Annotated in this window: 16 protein-coding genes and 1 pseudogene; 9 read left to right on the forward strand and 8 right to left on the reverse strand. The window is 63.2% G+C overall.

Going from position 1 to position 13,879, the window contains the following annotated elements; translation table 11 throughout:
- Positions 1 to 24: 24 nt before the first annotated feature.
- The 3 genes and pseudogenes from ACFOPI_RS15690 to ACFOPI_RS15700 form a co-directional block, all read left to right on the forward strand.
- Positions 25 to 276, forward strand: a pseudogene (locus ACFOPI_RS15690) (nuclease-related domain-containing protein); the annotation flags it as partial.
- 79 nt (positions 277 to 355) lie between these two features.
- Complete coding sequence (locus ACFOPI_RS15695; protein ID WP_382175643.1) at positions 356 to 868, forward strand: DUF2846 domain-containing protein; 513 nt, start codon at positions 356 to 358, stop codon at positions 866 to 868.
- Positions 869 to 890: 22 nt separating this feature from the next.
- Complete coding sequence (locus ACFOPI_RS15700) at positions 891 to 1,250, forward strand: 3'-5' exonuclease (RefSeq protein ID WP_382175646.1); 360 nt, start codon at positions 891 to 893, stop codon at positions 1,248 to 1,250.
- Positions 1,251 to 1,328: 78 nt separating this feature from the next.
- Here the strand turns inward: ACFOPI_RS15700 and ACFOPI_RS15705 are convergent, their stop codons facing one another.
- From ACFOPI_RS15705 to ACFOPI_RS15730, 6 genes are all read right to left on the reverse strand, one after another.
- On the reverse strand, positions 1,329 to 2,111 hold the full coding sequence (locus ACFOPI_RS15705; RefSeq protein WP_382175648.1) for a hypothetical protein: 783 nt from the start codon (positions 2,109 to 2,111) through the stop codon (positions 1,329 to 1,331).
- A 1-nt stretch (position 2,112) separates the two neighbouring features.
- Positions 2,113 to 3,348 carry an AAA family ATPase gene (locus tag ACFOPI_RS15710; protein WP_382175651.1) on the reverse strand — a complete coding sequence of 412 codons (1,236 nt, stop codon included), beginning with the start codon at positions 3,346 to 3,348 and terminating at the stop codon, positions 2,113 to 2,115.
- Positions 3,349 to 3,422: 74 nt separating this feature from the next.
- Complete coding sequence (locus ACFOPI_RS15715; protein ID WP_382175654.1) at positions 3,423 to 5,288, reverse strand: glutamine--tRNA ligase/YqeY domain fusion protein; 1,866 nt, start codon at positions 5,286 to 5,288, stop codon at positions 3,423 to 3,425.
- Positions 5,289 to 5,355: 67 nt separating this feature from the next.
- Positions 5,356 to 6,195: a hypothetical protein gene (locus tag ACFOPI_RS15720; protein WP_382175656.1), complete on the reverse strand. Its 840-nt coding sequence runs from the start codon at positions 6,193 to 6,195 to the stop codon at positions 5,356 to 5,358.
- A gap of 64 nt (positions 6,196 to 6,259) precedes the next feature.
- Complete coding sequence (locus ACFOPI_RS15725; RefSeq protein ID WP_382175659.1) at positions 6,260 to 7,342, reverse strand: glycoside hydrolase family 19 protein; 1,083 nt, start codon at positions 7,340 to 7,342, stop codon at positions 6,260 to 6,262.
- The gene (locus ACFOPI_RS15730; RefSeq protein WP_382175662.1) at positions 7,339 to 7,971 is read right to left on the reverse strand and encodes a hypothetical protein; all 633 of its coding nucleotides are present in this window, start codon (positions 7,969 to 7,971) and stop codon (positions 7,339 to 7,341) included. Before ACFOPI_RS15730 ends, ACFOPI_RS15725 begins: the two co-directional genes overlap by 4 nt.
- Before the next feature lie 195 nt (positions 7,972 to 8,166).
- Here ACFOPI_RS15730 and ACFOPI_RS15735 point away from each other — a divergent pair, with 195 nt between their 5' ends.
- The 5 genes from ACFOPI_RS15735 to ACFOPI_RS15755 all read left to right on the forward strand — a co-directional run bounded on the left by ACFOPI_RS15735 (position 8,167) and on the right by ACFOPI_RS15755 (position 10,924).
- Complete coding sequence (locus tag ACFOPI_RS15735) at positions 8,167 to 8,694, forward strand: GbsR/MarR family transcriptional regulator (protein ID WP_382175665.1); 528 nt, start codon at positions 8,167 to 8,169, stop codon at positions 8,692 to 8,694.
- Positions 8,695 to 8,764: 70 nt separating this feature from the next.
- The gene (locus ACFOPI_RS15740; RefSeq protein ID WP_382175667.1) at positions 8,765 to 9,217 is read left to right on the forward strand and encodes a thiol-disulfide oxidoreductase DCC family protein; all 453 of its coding nucleotides are present in this window, start codon (positions 8,765 to 8,767) and stop codon (positions 9,215 to 9,217) included.
- A complete protein-coding gene (locus tag ACFOPI_RS15745) occupies positions 9,214 to 10,083 on the forward strand; it encodes an NAD-dependent epimerase/dehydratase family protein (protein WP_382175670.1) in 870 nt (289 codons plus the stop codon). Before ACFOPI_RS15740 ends, ACFOPI_RS15745 begins: the two co-directional genes overlap by 4 nt.
- Positions 10,080 to 10,448: a DoxX-like family protein gene (locus ACFOPI_RS15750; protein WP_382175673.1), complete on the forward strand. Its 369-nt coding sequence runs from the start codon at positions 10,080 to 10,082 to the stop codon at positions 10,446 to 10,448. Before ACFOPI_RS15745 ends, ACFOPI_RS15750 begins: the two co-directional genes overlap by 4 nt.
- On the forward strand, positions 10,445 to 10,924 hold the full coding sequence (locus ACFOPI_RS15755; protein WP_382175675.1) for a DUF2269 family protein: 480 nt from the start codon (positions 10,445 to 10,447) through the stop codon (positions 10,922 to 10,924). The genes ACFOPI_RS15750 and ACFOPI_RS15755 overlap by 4 nt, the downstream gene beginning before the upstream one ends.
- 9 nt (positions 10,925 to 10,933) lie before the next feature.
- Here ACFOPI_RS15755 and yjjJ read toward each other — a convergent pair whose 3' ends face one another.
- Together yjjJ and ACFOPI_RS15765 are read right to left on the reverse strand one after the other, a co-directional pair.
- On the reverse strand, positions 10,934 to 12,283 hold the full coding sequence (yjjJ, locus tag ACFOPI_RS15760; RefSeq protein WP_382175678.1) for a type II toxin-antitoxin system HipA family toxin YjjJ: 1,350 nt from the start codon (positions 12,281 to 12,283) through the stop codon (positions 10,934 to 10,936).
- Between the two features lie 107 nt (positions 12,284 to 12,390).
- On the reverse strand, positions 12,391 to 13,335 hold the full coding sequence (locus ACFOPI_RS15765; protein ID WP_382175681.1) for a glutaminase: 945 nt from the start codon (positions 13,333 to 13,335) through the stop codon (positions 12,391 to 12,393).
- Positions 13,336 to 13,477: 142 nt separating this feature from the next.
- On the opposite strand from ACFOPI_RS15765, the gene ACFOPI_RS15770 reads away from it, so the two are divergent.
- Positions 13,478 to 13,861, forward strand: coding sequence for a hypothetical protein (locus ACFOPI_RS15770; RefSeq protein WP_382175684.1), 384 nt, complete (start codon positions 13,478 to 13,480; stop codon positions 13,859 to 13,861).
- The last annotated feature ends 18 nt before the right edge of the window (positions 13,862 to 13,879 follow it).

Raw genomic sequence — 13,879 nt, forward strand, 5'->3', positions numbered from 1 at the left:
GGGAAACAAAAAGACACAAGTCAGATGGCCACACTGATACCCGCCTTGGGCAGCTGCGTTTCGCGCATGACTTCAGGCGAGCGCCGCTCCGCCGAGCGGCTGGAACAGAAGCTCGACGCCGACTACCTGCTCTGGTACGACGTGGCCGTCGGCCCCCGGCACCAGCACCCGGACTTTGTCGTCATGCACCCGCGTCGGGGCATCCTGATCCTGGAGGTCAAGGACTTCCGGCTCTCCACCCTCATCCAGGCCAACAAGCAGACCTGGGACATTCACGGCGACGTCGGCCTTGGCTGTTCGCCTGCAGCTGCGTTTGTTTAACCCACTCCCACTACCCACTGAAAGGAACCCCGTGTTGTTCTCTGATCGCCGCTCTGTGCTGGCCGTCCTTTGCTCCGGACTGCTTCTCTCCGCCTGCGAAACGACCGTCGACTTGCCGCCTGCCACCTATGCGGCACCTGCGAAAGATGGTTCCGCTCTCGTGTACGTGTATCGCGACCGGACCATGCCAACGGCCAGAGCGGTGGACATCAAGGTTGACGACGTGAAGATCGGTGCGCTCCCCGCCGATTCGTTCACTTGGATTCGCGTCAAGCCGGGTGAGCGGCTGCTGTCCGTGGGCTATCCGGCGCTGATCGACATGAGTGCGAAAGCAAAGCAGCAGTTTGAAGCAGACACGGTGTACGTATTCAAGTACGTGAGCTCCGAGGGCGGTATGGACATCCCGGTCTTTGGGGCTGGCGGTGCTTTCGCTGGCACCACTTCGGCAGGTGGAAGGGCCTGGACGCGGCTGTTCCCTGAGCCTGCCTCTGCAGTGACGAAGATCACCGGCAGCCACAAGTTCGTGCTGGCGCCAACAACCAACTGATACCGCCGAAAGGCATACCCACATGCAGAGTGCCGCCCACCGCGAAGGCCACGCCTGGGCCGACATGGCCATCCTCTGCCGCCACCACAGCGAAATGGACATGTGCGCCGAATTCCTGCGCAAACGCAAACTGCCGCACCCGCTGCGCCAGAACCTGTCCAGCGTGTTCGACCCCGCGCACGACAGCATCAAGGTGATGACGCTGCACGTCAGCAAAGGGCTGGAGTTCCCGGTGGTGGCGCTGGTGGGCGCCGGGCGCATGCCCGCCGAGGGCGAAGACGAGCGCGAGGAAGCGCGGCTGTTCTATGTGGGGGCCACGCGGGTGACGCAGCGGTTGGTGATTGGGGCGAGCGGGGGCGGGAAGTTTGCTGCGCGCCTATAGGCGAAAGGCAGGATCTGCCCCGATTCCTGAAGCCAATCCCAGTAGCCAATTCCGACCCCAATGCTCAAAAATTAAACTTTACAGTGAAACAAGTAAAGTATTTAAGCCGCTGGATCGTTGTCTCGCCGCCTGCAAGTTGTTGCCGAATTTATTTGCGTAAGTTCGGTACTTGCTAGTGGTCTTTTTAAGTACTTGTTTGCCATTTTTGATCTCGGGTGTGTATCCAAGATTAATCAGTGCTTGATCTGGCGATGGTACGTTGTCATAGTCGGTGGAACTTAAGTTTCCATTCAATGCTACTTGTACCTGCGCTTGGTCATGGTTTGCAAGTAGAAAGGTCTCGATGGCATGTGTTGAAACACAGTAGATAATGCCTTGACCATTCTTCTTTTGAGTATGCCCGCCTAACCACGAGTCAAGCGCAGCTTCCCCTATGCGTTTTCTGTCGTTTGTGCTAAGGGGTAGTAGCAATTGACTGAAGATGGTATCTTTCATATAGTCCTCAGCAACATCAGTATCCAGCTGGATGATGAATGTTGTGTAGGAATATGGGGCTTGCAGCTTCAATGCGGCTGCCAATTTATCTTTGCGTATTGGATTTGCAGGGGTGCCTGTTTGAGGTGCACCTAAAGCAGCGGCTGCAGCTGATAGGTTTCGAGTGCCTGAAAGGTCGCGTGAATGCTCGGTACACCAACTTTTCAAGTTGCTCCATCCTCCATCTTTCTTATGTTTCCCTATGCCTGGAAAAAATGCCTCGACTTTTGCAGTCCATCCGACATTTTTTGCATGCTCTGAGATAATGCCACGGAGAACTTCATAGTCGGTTTCTCCCTCGGAGACGATTAAGTATCTTCTCTTCATTTTAGAAGGTTGAAGGTGGTGTTATTCCGCCAAGATATCCTTCAAGCCACAACTCGGATAGTCTCGCGCCTCCAGTTTCATCTTCCCATTGCTGTCGAGTCATTGATTCTGGCGGTTTAATTCGTGTGAGTTCGGTTGCCCCGGTCGTTCCTCGGTCAACGATATAGAGTGCGTATTTCTCATCGAACACGTCAAGAGCATCTAGGGCGGCAGGATTATGTGTGGTGAGAATTATTTGCTTGTCCCGCTCTTCCGCAAGCTCTGCAATGTGTTTTATGAGATTTCTTATCAGTCCTGGGTTAAGGGCTGTGTCAATGTTATCAATGGCGAAGAAGCGTGGGGCATTGACGTGCAAGAGAAGAGTTAGAGCGAATACGACGTAAAGTGCCCCCTCGCTGACGTCATATGAATATAGTTTGTTGAAGTCTTGAATCATGAACTGGTCTGTGAAGGCCAGTACCCTGTCTCCTCCGCCAAACAATGGATTCTTAAGCTCTGCGGTGGGTCGAGCGACTGAGATTGCTCGATACCAAGAGAGAATTTGAAAGAATCTCTTGAAATCTTTGGCGTGACCAGCATTAAATGCATCTGAAACCGCTTGAACGAGTCCACCTCCGGTTAAACCAAGCGGAGACTTGATTCGGTTGTCTGTATCAATGCCTCGTAGCACATTTGTTGTGGGTGCATAAATGGCAAAGTTCTTCAGTAGATCAATAGAATTTTGGAGTTCTGGAGGTAAGGCGCCTAATAATTCAAGAGCCTGCACAACGCTGTCAGTCTTCCTTAGGTTGGCTTTGTTGATGCTCTGGCCGTTAATTGTGAAGCCATTGCCTGATCTGCCTGCAATCTTTGACCATCTTTGCGACGTATTGCTGTGCCTCGTCTTGATGGACTCTGAATGAAAGGTCCATTGAGGGCTCTCATTGTTGGTGCTGGTGAAAAGGTTTGCATGGTATTTCAAATTGTCAAGTTCGGCTGAGAGATCGAAATATTTGGGTCGATGTCCTCCACCTTTTAAAGCTGACTTATATACGCTAGGCGTGGATAGGCGAAGTCCTTTGGAATTAAGGGACTCATACGTAACATTCCCGGCGCTTGCGGCAGATAGCATGCCAATTGCTTCTAGCACATTGCTTTTGCCTGCCCCGTTTTGTCCGATTAGCACGGTAATTCGGCCAAGGTCCAGTGTTTGGGCACGAATGGACTTGAATCCAGAAATTGTTAGTTTTCGTAGCACGATAACTCCAATGCGAGGGAGGCTATTTGATTAATGATTTTTGTTGGTTTCTGACGCGGCTGGAGCAGGGTGCTCTACTTCCCCCAACTATCCTTCAACCCAGTCACCCGGTTGAACACCACTTTCCCGCCCACGCCGTGATCCGTCCGGTCGGCCACAAAGTAGCCGTGCCGCTCAAACTGGAATTTCTGGTCGGGCTTCGCTGCGGCCAGTGACGGCTCCACATAGGCCGTCACCACCTTCAGGCTGTCGGGGTTCAGCGCGTCCAGGAAGTTCTTGCCGCCCGCGTCGGGTTGCGGGTCGGTGAACAGGCGGTCGTACAGGCGCACTTCGGCTTCCCGGCCGTCGGCGGCGCCCACCCAGGTGATGGCGGCTTTGGCCTTGACGCTGTCGGCACCGGGGGTGCCGCTCTTGGTGCCGGCGATCACTTTGGCGTGCACTTCGGTCACTTTGCCGTCGGCGTCTTTGGCGCAGCCGGTGCATTCGATGACGTAGCCGCCTTTGAGGCGCACCACGTTGCCGGGGAACAGGCGCTTGTAGCCCTTGGGCGGCACTTCTTCAAAGTCTTCGCGTTCGATCCACACGTCCTTGCCGATCTTGAACACGCGGTCGGGCGGGGGCGTTTGTCCTTCGGCAATGGCGCTGTGGGGCAGGGCGGGCTGGGTGCAGTCTTCGGTGTAGCCGTCAGCGCCGAACACCTCGGCCCAGTTGGTGAGCACCAGCTTGACGGGGTCGAGCACGGCCATGCCGCGGTGGGCCTTGTTTTCCAGGTCTTCGCGCAGGCAGCCGTCGAGCGTGCTGTAGTCGATCCAGGAATCGCTCTTGGTCACGCCGATGCGTTCGGCAAACAGCTGGATGGCTTCGGGCGTGTAGCCGCGGCGGCGCAGGCCGACGATGGTGGGCATGCGCGGGTCGTCCCAACCGCTGACTTTTTTCTCGTTCACCAGCTGCGCCAGCTTGCGCTTGCTGGTGATGACGTAGGTCAGGTTCAGGCGCGCAAATTCGTACTGCCGCGGCGGCGGGGCCTTGAGCAGGCCGCCTTCGATGAGGCGCTCCATCAGCCAGTCGTAGAACGGGCGCTGGTCTTCAAATTCCAGCGTGCAGATGGAGTGGGTGATCTGCTCCAGCGCGTCCTCGATGGGGTGCGCGAAGGTGTACATGGGGTAGATGCACCAGGCGTCGCCCGTGTTGTGGTGCGTGGCGCGGCGGATGCGGTAGATGGCCGGGTCGCGCAGGTTGATGTTGGGCGACTGCATGCTGATCTTGGCGCGCAGCACGGCGGCACCGTCGGCGAGCTTGCCGTCGCGCATTTCGCGGAAGCGGGCCAGGTTCTCGTCCGGCGTGCGGGTGCGGAAGGGGCTGTCCACGCCGGGCTTGCCGAAGTCGCCGCGGTTGACGCGCATTTCTTCGGCGGTCTGTTCGTCCACATAGGCGTGGCCGGCGGTGATGAGGTGTTCGGCCGCGCGGTACATGAAGTCGAAGTAGTTCGACGCGTAGTACAGGTGGTCTTCGGTCTTGCCGTTGAAGCTGCTCTGCCAGTTGAAGCCCAGCCACTGCACCGCGTCGAGGATGGAGTCCACGTACTCCTTCTCTTCCTTCTCGGGGTTGGTGTCGTCAAAGCGCATGTGGCAGACGCCGCCGTAGTCGCGCGCCAGGCCGAAGTTCAGGCAGATGCTCTTGGCGTGACCCACGTGCAGGTAGCCGTTGGGTTCGGGCGGGAAGCGGGTGCGGATCTTGGCCGGGTCGGGCTGGCCGGCGTCGTGGAAGGCGGCATCACCCGGGCCACCGCCCCACTGGCGGCTGGCGTAGGTGCCAGTCTCGAGGTCTTTCTCGATGATCTGGCGCAGGAAGTTGGAGACCTTGTGCTCCTCGCCTTCGGCGGCGGGAGCATTGTTTTTGGGGGCGTTGGACGGGGCGTTTTTGGGGGTGTTGGAGCTCATCCGGCCATTCTAGGGCGGCGAATGAGCGGGGGGCTCGGCCCTTCAGGGCTCGAAACTGTGCCCCGACCTAGAGGTTGTTCGACTTGTCGACGTATGACGAGATGGACGCGACGTTTTGGTCGGGGCCGAGGTGAAGCTTGATCAGGATGTCGCGACGATTTCCTTTGATCCCTTCACCGCGATGGGTCGAGTAAACGATGTCGCTGGCCGACTCATCGATATGCCCTTCACCAAGGCCGCGCAGAAACTCCAGTGCTTTGCCCCTGCTGGTCCCGATCGGTAGACGGCTGGCGACGATGCTGCTGGTGTCGGCGCGCTGGGTGGCCACATTGGGGATCGGTGTGCCGTAAATCTCTTGCAGCCATGCTGCTTCGTTGTGTGCGGAGGGCGTTGGCTGGGCGGGTTCCTCCTTCTGTTCCGAAAGACAGGCCTGGACCCATGGCTCAGCGGCGAGTTCTTCAAGCGACGGGTCCGGACGCTTGACGCGGACGAAACCGGCGTAGCAACGGCCACCCTTGCCATCCAGATCACCGAGCTTGCCGCCGCACAGACGCAAAGGTCGATCGATGTTGTCCCAACCGGCTTCGCACTCAGTGCTGGTCTCACTGCCCGGTCGCCCACAAATGCGGATGCGCCGCGCTTCGCCAGGTGAAACCACCTCGGCCACGACTCTCCCATCGTAATAGTCCCATGTTGCGACATACGACCAGGTGCCGCAGATCCGTTTTCCACGCTGCAGGAGCAGGTAGCGGCTGCACAGGTCGGGTGAGTCATTGCGTCCGCAGGACTCCCAACTGCCTGCAAACGGCGCAGACACCTTGGACTTGCCTCTGCTGGTGGTGTTTGTCGATTGAGCGCCTGCTGCCATCGCAACCGCGATCAACATTGGGAAAACAAATTTCTTCATCCATTACCTCGTCTACATCGTTGAATGCAGAAAACAGGTCTGCCGTCGGGCTGCTGAGTAGGGATCAGCGTGCGAGCGCGGGTTCCCTCACTTGGGAGCGTTCCGCGACTTCGGAGGTATCGCTACGGGTCGGCGCGCGGTCACCCTGCACCATGCGGCCCACGGACTCGTCTACTCCGGTGTTGGCTGCCACCTTGGCGTCGATCTGTGCTTCACGCAGCGGCTCGCCCTTGGCTTGCTGGGCGAAACGGATCTGGCCGTCGACCGCCTTGAGCGTCGTGATGTCGGTCATGCCCTGTTCGCGGGCCAACTGGGCCACGGCGAAGACGGTGTTGTCCATGCCCCGGTCCCAGGGCAGCTTGTGCTTGTCAGCCAGCGCCCGGACATGTCGCTCGGCATCCTTCAGCAGTTCGCGGCTGGTGTCGCCCAGCTGTGCCAGCGCTTCAGGCCGCCGGTAGAGGGCGTCCTGGAGATAGCCTTTGTCGAGGGCGGCGGTCCAGGCAGTGGCGTTGGCCTGGCGGTCTTCAAGGCCTTTGACCGTCCGACCGACCCTGCCGGTATTGATGATTGAGCCCGCGTCCGTGACGCTGGCTCGATCTTTGGTCTTCGGCTGGACGTTGTCCTTCCAATATTGAACGGCCAGTGTTTCGGCATTGCTTGGGTCTGCTGCCAGCTCGGGTTGGTTGACCAAGCCCAGTCCGGTACTTTGCTGGTAGTCTGCGTAGTTGCCTCGTCCAGTCAACTGGATGTAGCCGCGGCCTCGGTACTTGTAGCCATCATTCGGTTCGGTGTTTCCAAGGGCTTCCTCTCCCCATGCACCGCCGTAAATCTTGTTTGCAATCGCCTGTCGTCGCTGCTGGGGGTCTTCGATGGCTGCCAGTTCTCCGGCCTCTTTTTCGGTCAATCCGTTGCGGGGCGGTACCTTGCCTCCGCCTTTGAATGTGTCCCACAGGACAGAGCCTCGGTAGTTCAGGTTTTCCTCAAGTCGGGAGAAGTTCTGGCTTTCGTGCTGCGTCTGCCCCATGAAATTCGCCAGTTCCTTGGCATCGGTGATGCCGCTGCGGTAGGCCGCTACCAGCAGGGATTCGGCTCGCTCGCGCTGCCGGGCCGTGGCCAGCCCCGGAACGACGGGGTCGTTGGCGCTCATGGTTGTTTGGCCTTGGCCTTTTCGGCGTCAAGTCGCTCCCGCTCCTTCTCCTTCCAGACCGAATCGCGCGTCACCCCCGCAGCGAAGTCAGGGTCGAACTCCAGCACACGGGCGCATGCACGGTTCTTGTCCTTTGTGGTGATGGACCAGCCGTCAGGCAAGTTCTCCTGCGTCCAGCCGCCGGCTCCCTGTGTGTCGGCGGCGTCTTGTTCTGAGAGGAAGAAGAACTCTCCCTTCTCGGAGGTAACAAACAGGTACGGAATGACGTGGGCGGAAACGCCTTTGTAGAAGTGTTGCTTGTAGTCGTAGGGATTGGGCGGGTAGCTGTACTGCACCGTTCCTTCTGGCGTTCCGACGACCAGGTAGGCATAACCCGGGTTGTCTTTGGGCAGTCCTTTGAACGCCGAGAGTTCCGGCGATGCGCACATCGACAACAGCCGGTGGTCTTGCAATTCGCAGGAGAAACGGACCGACTCTTGCGGTTTGCAGTTGTGGGTGACCTGCGCCGCGCGGGTGGCTGGCGGCGATGACGCAGGGCCAGCAGCACAAGCCGTCAACGAGATCGCAGTGAAGGCGCCCAGCAGAACCGATGCGGCAGCAAGGCCGCGAAAGCGTGGTGATTTGTTCATGTTGGCTTTTTCCGCCGATGCACTCCGGCGGGGTGTGTGACAGGTGGCCGCATTGTGCCGTTGGCGCTGTGCGTGGCAATCCCGCAAACGGGGCAGTGATCGCACGGGTGGGGACTCGGTGTCGATGGCATTGGACATGGGCTGCTGCTATTTTCTGTCTTGACAGAAATTTCAGACGCGCGCACGATCACACCCATGGAACTGACCGAAACTGCCCGCCGTTTCGTGGTGCACTGGGGTGAAATGGGGAGCGCCTGGGGCGTGAACCGCACCGTCGCCCAGATCCACGCCCTGTTGTTTTTCCATGGTCGCCCGCTGCACGCTGAAGAGATTGCGACCACGCTGGTGGTGGCCCGCTCCAATGTGAGCACCAGCCTGAGCGAGCTGCGCAACTGGGGCCTGGTGCGGCAGACGCAGGTGCTGGGCGACCGGCGCGACTACTTCGAGACGTCTTCCGACGTGTGGGAACTGTTCCGCACCATCGTGCGCCAGCGCAAAGAGCGAGAGTTTGTGCCCACGGTGCAGATGCTGCAGGCGCTGGTGGCCTCGCCCGAGTTCGAGAGCGAATCGCCCGACGCACAGGACCGCGTGCGCGAGACGCTGCGCTTCATGCAGACCCTGGGCGTGTGGACCGACGAAATGCTGCGGCTGTCGCCCGCCACACTGGAGAAGGTGATGCGCATGGGCGCGTCGGTGCAGAAGTTCGTGCGCTCGGACGGCTGAGGCGGCCCGGGCTTTTTTTTGAGTTGTTATTTCTGTGTTGACAGAAATAACGGAAACAAGGAGTGATGCGATGACCAACAGCCTGTATCCGCTGACCCTGTATTACGACGGCGCCTGTCCGGTGTGCTTGGCAGAGATGCGCAACCTGATGCTGCGCAACCAGCGCACGCAACGGCTGCGGTTTGTGGACATCGCGGCGCCGGACTTCGAGGAACCGGCCGGCGTGACGCGGGATGAGCTCGCGGGGTTGTTGCATGCGCAGGCGCCGGACGGGACCTGGCTGCGCGGGGTGAACACCTTCGTCGCCATGTACGAGGCCGTGGGTCTGTCGTGGGTGGCGCGCTCGCTGAGTTCACCGGGACTGCGGCCGCTGGCCGACCGGCTGTACCCATGGGTGGCGCGCCGCCGGTATCTGTTCCCCCGCTGGCTGGCGCACCTGGTGTTCGAGACCGCCATGCGCCGGGCGGCACAGAAGGCGGTGCCGGCCTGTTCCGGGGCTGTCTGCGGGAGGGACGGATCATGAACGTCTGGCTGCTGGGTGCGTCGGGTTTTGTGGGGCGGCACGTGGCGCAGGCGCTGCGGTCGGCGGGGCACACGCTGGTGAAGCGCCCGCGGGTGGACATGGCGCGGGCCACGGCCGCCGCCGACTGGCTGCCTTATCTCTCGGGTGTGGACGTGGTGGTGAACACGGTGGGCGTGTTGCGCGATTCGCGCCGGCGCCCGATCTGGCCGACGCACGCGGCCGGGCCGAAGGCGCTGTTCGACGCCTGCGCCAGGGCGGGTGTGCGGCGGGTGGTTCAGGTCTCGGCCCTGGGCATCGAGGACAACCCGACGGCCTATGCGTGCAGCAAGCGCGCGGCCGACGAGCACCTGCTGGCGCTGGCGGATCGCGGTGCGCTGGAGGCGGTGGTGCTGCGGCCGAGCATCGTGGTGGGCGAGGGCGGGGTGTCCAGCGGGCTGTTCCGCGCGCTGGCGCGGCTGCCCTGGCTGCTGCTGCCGACGCCCGTGGCGCGCGGGCGGGCGCAGCCGCTGCATGTGGACGACCTGGCGGCGGCGGTGGTGGCCGCTCTGCGGCCTGAGGTGCAGGGCGTTCTGGAACTGGCCGGGCCCGAGGTGTTCACGCTGCAGGCGTTGATTTCGTACTGGCGCGAAGCCCTGGGGCATGGGCCGGCCCGCGTCGCGCTGCTGCCCGATGCGCCGAGCCGCTGGAGCGCGCGGCTGGGGGACGCGGTGCCGCTGACGCCTTGGGGCAGCGAGACCCTGGCCCTGCTGGCGCGGCCGAACATGGCCGATGTGGCCACGCTGCAGGGGCTGCTGGGGCGCGCGCCGGTGTCGGTGCGGCACTGGCCGCAGGCGGGCGCACCGCGCGCGCAGGCCGAGGCTGCATGAACGCGCCCGAACGCTGGAGCCTGGTGGCGCTGTGGTGGGGCACGGCGCTGGTGTCAGCGCTGGGCTGGGGCGGCATCAGCCACGAACTCGTGCGTGCACCGGGCTGGGTGCCCGAGGCCCTGGTCTCGCAGCTGGTGGCGGGCGGTATCGCGGTCGACCTGCTGATGGGGCTGTGGCTGGTGGTGCGGCCAGGGCCGCTGGCCTGCCGAGCGGGCTTGGCAGTGGTAGCGCTGTTCACCGTGCTCGCCAGCGCCATGGTGCCCGGCGAATGGCTGCACCCGCTGGGCCCGTTGCTGAAGAACCTGCCGATTGCCGCGCTGCTGTGGCGCGGCTGCGAACGGACCTTTGTCGGAGCAAGACGATGAACCTCTACCTCTGGATCAAGACCCTGCACATCGTCTCCAGCGTGGTGCTGGTGGGCACGGGCTTCGGTTCGGCCTTCTACCTCTTCATGGCGCACCGCAGCGGCTCGGTGGCGGCGCAGGCGGTGGTCTCGCGGCTGGTGGTCCGGGCCGACTGGTGGATGACGACGCCAGCCGTGATCGTGCAACCGCTCAGCGGTTTCGCGTTGGCCCACATGGCCGGCTGGCCGCTGACCACACCGTGGATCGCGCTCTCGCTGGGGCTCTACGCGTTCGCCGGGGCGTGCTGGCTGCCGGTGGTGGCGCTGCAGATCCGCATGGCGCAGTTGGCGGCAGCCTCGTCTTCCCGGGGCGATGCGGTACTGCCCGCCGATTACTGGCGCATGGCGCGCTGGTGGGAGGGGTTGGGCTACCCGGCGTTCGCGGCCATGCTGGTGGTCTTCGCGCTGATGGTGATCAAGCCGCCGCTGTGGGGCTGAGCCCGTCCTTCACAGCCTGTCCACGAAGCCGGCGTTGGTCAGCGCCATCGCCCGGAACCCGGCGCTGATGCGTGCATCCTCCGCCACGCGCTGCCAGAAACGGGTGGCCAGTTCACGCGCGCGCGGCCAAACGGGCAGGGTGTGCACCGTCGGGCGCGGCGGCTGGGCCGCGAAGTCGCGCGGCACCACCTCGCCCGCCACCGGCGCGTACAGCATGGGCAGCATGTCGTAGGCGGGGGCGAGCTGCCAGCGGTGATCGCGCAGCAGCAGCGAGATGTTGCCGTGGTGGCGGTCGGTGTTGGCGATCAGCGCGCCGAAGGCGTCGAGCAGGCAGAGGGTGGTCACGTCGGTGGCGCTCAGGCGCTCGGGGCCGGCCTGGTCGGCGCGGCGCGCGGTGTCGACCCAGTTGGTGCCCTGGCCGATGTACTGGCGGTCGTAGACCTCCAGCGAGACCATGCCCACGCGGCCGCCTTGCGGCGTGCGGTCGAAGCGGCGGCTTTGCAGGAAGACCCGGCCGCCGGCCTCGACCAGTTCGGTGGGGGCGGCGCCGATGCCGGCGTCGGTCAGGGTGTGCAGCGCCAGCGATTCGCAGACCAGCAGGTCGCGCCAGCGTTGGGCGACGGCGCTGTCGTCGGCGGGTGAGAACTTCACCAGCACCGGGTGGCCGTCGCGCAGGGCGCTGAACTTGGGCTGCTCACCGCCCGCGCTGGAGCCGGCCAGGGTCTGTCCCAGCGCCTGTGCCGCCAGGGCGGGGTACTGGGTGGAGGGGTCGTCCACCACCGGGGCGCGGCTGCGCTGTGGGGTGGGCAGGCTCAGGAAGCGGTCGAAGGCCGCAGCGCCGACGACGAGGTTGCCGGGCAGGTCTTCGCCCGCGTTCACCAGCGCTTTCAATATGTGGTCGTCGTTCCAGTGCTGCAGGTTGGCTGGCAGGCGCAGGGCAGGGTGGGCGTCGACAAAACCCCGGCCCAGAAAGCCCTGCGGGCGCATGTCGTAGAGGAACCAGGGCAGGCTGTCGTGGAAGGCGCTGGCGCCGTGCTCCTTGTCGGCCTCGTCCATCCAGAAGCCGCCGCCCGCCAGCGGGTAAAGCGTGCCGAAGGGCGAGAGCGCGCCGTCGGCCCCCACGGCGTGGATGGGCACCTGGCGCCCCACGCCCTCCACCTCGCGCGGCAGCAGGTAGCGCCGCGCCCGTGCCGCGCCCACCGCTACCACCTGGCCGCTGGCCACCAGCGGCGCCAGCAGGCGCGAGAGCGTGGGCTGGCTCAGGCTCAGGCGCTGCTGCAGCGCGGGGCCGCTGGCGTGGCCGCCCAGGCTGCGCAGGGCCTGCAGCATCGGGGATTCAGCGGGGTTTGGAGATGGCATGAATGAATTTATGAATGAATATCCGATTCAGATATTCACATAAATCCATTCCATATCAAAGAACTTTTGAGATCCTGACCATCCGTCAGGGTTCGGTTTGAATGGATTCAGATGCTGGTGTGGCCCCAGCCCGTGCCTTGCACCAGCCGCTCCAGCGCGAAGGCGCCGAGCACCGAATTGCCCTTGGCGTCCAGCTCGGGCGACCAGACGGCGATGGTGGCCACGCCCGGCACGATGGCGACGATGCCGCCGCCCACGCCGGTCTTCACCGGCAGGCCGATGCGGTAGGCGAAGTCGCCGGCCGCGTCATAGGCGCCGCAGGTCAGCAGCAGGGCGTTGACGCGGCGCGTGGCGTCGGCGCTGAGGAACTGTTCGTCCGGTTCGCCCAGGCGCCCGAGGTCGCGCCCGTCGTTGGCCAGGAACAGCGTGGCCTGTGCCAGCTGGGCGCAGCTCATTTCGGTGGCGCACTGGCGGCAGTAGTTGTCCAGCACGGTTTCCGGCTCGTTGCGGAAGTTGCCGTGGCTCTTCATGAAATAGGCCATGGCCATGTTGCGGTGCGCGGTCTCGCGCTCGCTGCGCTCCACGCGCGGGTTCCAGTGCAGGTTGGGCTCGTCGGCCAGCCGGCGCAGCGCGCCCAGCAGGGCGTAGTCAAGGTGGGCGTAGCGGGTGGTCAGGATGTCGGTGATGACCAGCGCGCCCGCGTTGATGAAGGGGTTGCGGGGGATGCCGTTTTCCGTTTCCAGCTGCACGATGGAGTTGAAGGCCGCGCCCGAGGGCTCGCGGCCCACGCGCTGCCACACCGCGTCGCCTTCGAGCTTGAGCGCCAGCACGAAAGTGAACAGCTTGGTGATGCTCTGCAGCGAGAAGGGGGTGTGGGCGTCGCCCACGCTGTGCGTCTGACCGTCGACCGTGGCGATGGCCAGGCCAAAGCGACGCGGTTCCACCTCGGCCAGCGCAGGGATGTAGTCGGCCACGCGGCCCTGGCCGAACAGGGGCTGGGCGTCGCGGTGGATCTCGGCCAGCAGGGCCGGCAGGTCGGTGCGCTTTGTCATGGTGGGCGCGGATTCTAGGGCGGTTCGACCCCCAAGCCGACAGGGGGAGCGTTTGGGGGGTGTCAGCGGCAAAGGGTTTCCGATATCGTTGGCGGCACTTTCACAACAGGCCGAAGCGCCGCGCCGACCGAGGGACCCGACGATGAACAAGGACCAGGACAACCCGGACACGTTCGTGATGGACGAGCAGTCCGAGTGGCAATCCACGCAGGTGGATGATGTGTTCCTGCCTTCGGTCCAGGTGCTGATCCGCTGGAGCGACGTGGAGGCGGCGGTGGAGCGCGGTGCGGTCGTGCCTTCCGAGGCGCACGGCCTGTGGGCCTCCTGGGCGGCGCCGGGCAGCCCGCTGCGGCGCATCGGGGTGTCGGTGGACCAGGCCTACAAGACGCCGCCGGTGGAGGACACCGTGGCGGATGATCTGCCCGACGAGTTGCCGCCCGCGCACCAGGGCGGCGGCATGAAGCAGGTGGTGATGCTGCTGGTCGGCGCGGTGGCCGGTGCCGCGCTGATGTTCGCGCTGGGCTGAGCGGCCCGTTGCCCGTCC

The organism is Hydrogenophaga luteola (genome assembly GCF_042648585.1).
Taxonomy (GTDB): domain Bacteria; phylum Pseudomonadota; class Gammaproteobacteria; order Burkholderiales; family Burkholderiaceae_C; genus Hydrogenophaga; species Hydrogenophaga luteola.

Bases quoted from the DNA above. Each gene is read 5' to 3' on its own strand.
- ACFOPI_RS15770 (WP_382175684.1), top strand. From the start codon at position 13,478: ATGAACAAGGACCAGGACAACCCGGACACGTTCGTGATGGACGAGCAG.
- ACFOPI_RS15705 (WP_382175648.1), bottom strand. From the start codon at position 2,111: ATGAAGAGAAGATACTTAATCGTCTCCGAGGGAGAAACCGACTATGAA.
- ACFOPI_RS15735 (WP_382175665.1), top strand. From the start codon at position 8,167: ATGGAACTGACCGAAACTGCCCGCCGTTTCGTGGTGCACTGGGGTGAA.
- ACFOPI_RS15750 (WP_382175673.1), top strand. From the start codon at position 10,080: ATGAACGCGCCCGAACGCTGGAGCCTGGTGGCGCTGTGGTGGGGCACG.
- ACFOPI_RS15720 (WP_382175656.1), bottom strand. From the start codon at position 6,195: ATGAAGAAATTTGTTTTCCCAATGTTGATCGCGGTTGCGATGGCAGCA.
- ACFOPI_RS15765 (WP_382175681.1), bottom strand. From the start codon at position 13,335: ATGACAAAGCGCACCGACCTGCCGGCCCTGCTGGCCGAGATCCACCGC.
- yjjJ (WP_382175678.1), bottom strand. From the start codon at position 12,283: ATGCCATCTCCAAACCCCGCTGAATCCCCGATGCTGCAGGCCCTGCGC.
- ACFOPI_RS15745 (WP_382175670.1), top strand. From the start codon at position 9,214: ATGAACGTCTGGCTGCTGGGTGCGTCGGGTTTTGTGGGGCGGCACGTG.
- ACFOPI_RS15700 (WP_382175646.1), top strand. From the start codon at position 891: ATGCAGAGTGCCGCCCACCGCGAAGGCCACGCCTGGGCCGACATGGCC.
- ACFOPI_RS15715 (WP_382175654.1), bottom strand. From the start codon at position 5,288: ATGAGCTCCAACACCCCCAAAAACGCCCCGTCCAACGCCCCCAAAAAC.
- ACFOPI_RS15730 (WP_382175662.1), bottom strand. From the start codon at position 7,971: ATGAACAAATCACCACGCTTTCGCGGCCTTGCTGCCGCATCGGTTCTG.
- ACFOPI_RS15725 (WP_382175659.1), bottom strand. From the start codon at position 7,342: ATGAGCGCCAACGACCCCGTCGTTCCGGGGCTGGCCACGGCCCGGCAG.
- ACFOPI_RS15755 (WP_382175675.1), top strand. From the start codon at position 10,445: ATGAACCTCTACCTCTGGATCAAGACCCTGCACATCGTCTCCAGCGTG.
- ACFOPI_RS15740 (WP_382175667.1), top strand. From the start codon at position 8,765: ATGACCAACAGCCTGTATCCGCTGACCCTGTATTACGACGGCGCCTGT.